We start from the raw sequence: 2,249 nt of genomic DNA, 5'->3' as shown, positions 1-2,249 counted from the left end.
CGGGTGCGCAACCCCGACCTCACCCCGGCGCTGGCCAGCATGGTGTTCGTCTGCCGGCCGCCGAGCGACACCCCGACCGGCAAGTACCTGGGCTGCGTGCACACCCAGCGACTGCTCCGCGAGCCGCCGTCCAGCCTGGTCGCCGCGTCCGTGGACAGCGAGCTGACCAGCCTGCGCCCCGAGGACACGCTGGTGCGCGTGACCAGGTACTTCGCCGCGTACAACCTGGTCTGCGCGCCGGTGCTGGACGAGCAGGACCACCTGCTCGGCGCGGTCACCGTCGACGACATCCTCGACCACCTGCTGCCCGGTGGCTGGCGGGAGAGCGACACCGCGGACGGCGCCGACACCGGGCAGGAGACCGCCGATGCCTGACCTGGTGCCGCGGCGCAGGCTGGATCAGCCCCGCCAGCCGCGCAAGCTGCGGTTCGAGATCGACCCGGAGGCGTTCGCCCGGTTCTCCGAGCGGCTGGCCCGCTTCCTCGGCACCGGCAAGTTCCTGTTCTGGCAGACCGTGATCGTGATCAGCTGGATCACGATCAACCTGGTGGCGGTGAGCCTGCAGTGGGACCCGTACCCGTTCATCCTGCTCAACCTGGCCTTCTCCACCCAGGCCGCCTACGCCGCGCCGCTGATCCTGCTGGCCCAGAACCGCCAGGACGACCGGGACCGGGTGGCCCTGGAGGAGGACCGCAGCCGGGCCGCGCAGACCAAGGCGGACACCGAGTTCCTGGCTCGTGAGCTGGCCGCGCTGCGGCTGGCCGTCGGCGAGGTGGCCACCCGGGACTACCTGCGCAGCGAGCTGGACCGGCTGCGCGCCGACCTGCCGACCAAGTCCCGCGGCCGGAACCGGCCGGGCGCCGACGCGGTCCGGGCCGACCCGCGCTGGGACGATCAGGTCCCTAGTTGAGGGTCGGGTACCAGCCGGTCGCACAGGGCGCCGAGGGCCGCCAGCGCGTCGTCGTCGAAGTGGGCGACGAAATGCCGGGCGATTCCGGCTAGATGGGTCCTTGAGGCGTTGCGGAGTCGCTCCAGACCGGAGTCGGTCAGTTCGGCGATGACACCGCGACCGTCCGCCACCACCCGCTGCCGCGCGACCAGGCCGGCCCGCTCCAGCCGGTCGACCAAGCGGGTCACGCCGGAGCGCGACAGGAGCACCCGGTCGGCCAGCTCTGCCATCCGCAACCGGCGACCCGGCGCCTCCGCCAACTGAACCAGCACGTCGTAGCTGACCAGGGACAATCGCTGCTCGGCGACCAGTTCCGCCTCCAGGTTGCGCAGCACCCGGTTGTGCGCGGTCAGAAACGACCGCCAGGCCCGCAGCTGGCTCCGGCTCGGCGACGGGAACAAGGCTGGCTCCGTCATGATCAGATGTTACGCAACGCGCCCGGCGCGCGCGGGACGGCGCACGCCCGACCGGCCGGCCGACCCGTACATGCCCACCCGCTCGTAGCATGGGAAGGGTGACCGACAGCCAGACTCCCAGCGTCGACGCGATCCGCGCGGCCCTGGCCACCGTGCGCGACCCCGAGATCCACCGTCCGATCACCGACCTCGGCATGGTCAAGGACATCCAGGTGCGCCCGGCCGGGGTGGTCGAGGTCGGCGTGTACCTGACCATCGCCGCCTGCCCACTGCGCGACCGGATCACCCAGGACGTGACCGCGGCGGTGTCCGCCGTGCCCGGCGTCACCGATGTCCGGGTCACGCTGGACGTGATGAGCGACGAGCAGCGGGCCACGCTGCGCCGGTCGCTGCGCGGGGACGCCGAGGAACCGCGCATCCCGTTCGCCGAGCCGGGCTCGCTGACCCGGGTGTACTGCGTGGCGTCCGGCAAGGGCGGGGTCGGCAAGTCGAGCGTGACGGTGAACCTCGCCGTGGCCATGGCGGCCCGCGGGCTGTCGGTCGGCGTGGTCGACGCGGACATCTACGGTCACTCGGTGCCCCGCATGCTCGGCGCGGACGGCAAGCCCACCCGCGTCGAAGACATGATCATGCCGCCGCAGGCGCACGGCGTGAAGGTGATCTCGATCGGCATGTTCACCCCGGGCAACACCGCGGTCGTGTGGCGCGGGCCGATGCTGCACCGGGCGCTGCAGCAGTTCCTGGCCGACGTGTTCTGGGGCGACCTGGACGTGCTGCTGCTGGACCTGCCCCCAGGCACCGGCGACATCGCGATCTCGGTGGCCCAACTCCTGCCGAACGCCGAGCTGTTGGTCGTGACCACCCCCCAGCAGGCCGCGGCGGAG

At 72.1% G+C, this 2,249-nt stretch carries 4 protein-coding genes; 3 read left to right on the top strand and 1 reads right to left on the bottom strand.

Annotated features, from left to right (window positions below):
• Both VFO68_RS20360 and VFO68_RS20355 read left to right on the top strand, forming a co-directional pair.
• On the top strand, positions 1–375 hold a 375-nt coding region (locus VFO68_RS20360), incomplete at its 5' end, for a CBS domain-containing protein (RefSeq protein ID WP_325159926.1).
• On the top strand, positions 368–910 hold the full coding sequence (locus VFO68_RS20355) for a DUF1003 domain-containing protein (protein ID WP_325159925.1): 543 nt from the start codon (positions 368–370) through the stop codon (positions 908–910). The genes VFO68_RS20360 and VFO68_RS20355, both read left to right, overlap by 8 nt.
• Here the strand turns inward: VFO68_RS20355 and VFO68_RS20350 are convergent.
• Positions 895–1,365, bottom strand: a complete 471-nt coding sequence (locus VFO68_RS20350) for a MarR family winged helix-turn-helix transcriptional regulator (RefSeq protein ID WP_325159924.1) — start codon at positions 1,363–1,365, stop codon at positions 895–897. The two genes, VFO68_RS20355 and VFO68_RS20350, sit on opposite strands and share 16 nt — an antisense overlap.
• Before the next feature lie 98 nt (positions 1,366–1,463).
• Here VFO68_RS20350 and VFO68_RS20345 point away from each other — a divergent pair.
• A partial coding sequence (locus tag VFO68_RS20345; RefSeq protein ID WP_414635535.1) for a P-loop NTPase occupies positions 1,464–2,249 on the top strand: 786 nt, incomplete at its 3' end.

The sequence above is a fragment of the Actinophytocola sp. genome (genome assembly GCF_035712165.1).
GTDB lineage: Bacteria > Actinomycetota > Actinomycetes > Mycobacteriales > Pseudonocardiaceae > DASYTH01.
The sequence above is the reverse complement of the archived record's forward strand: the minus strand, read 5'-3'. Positions and strand labels throughout refer to the sequence as shown.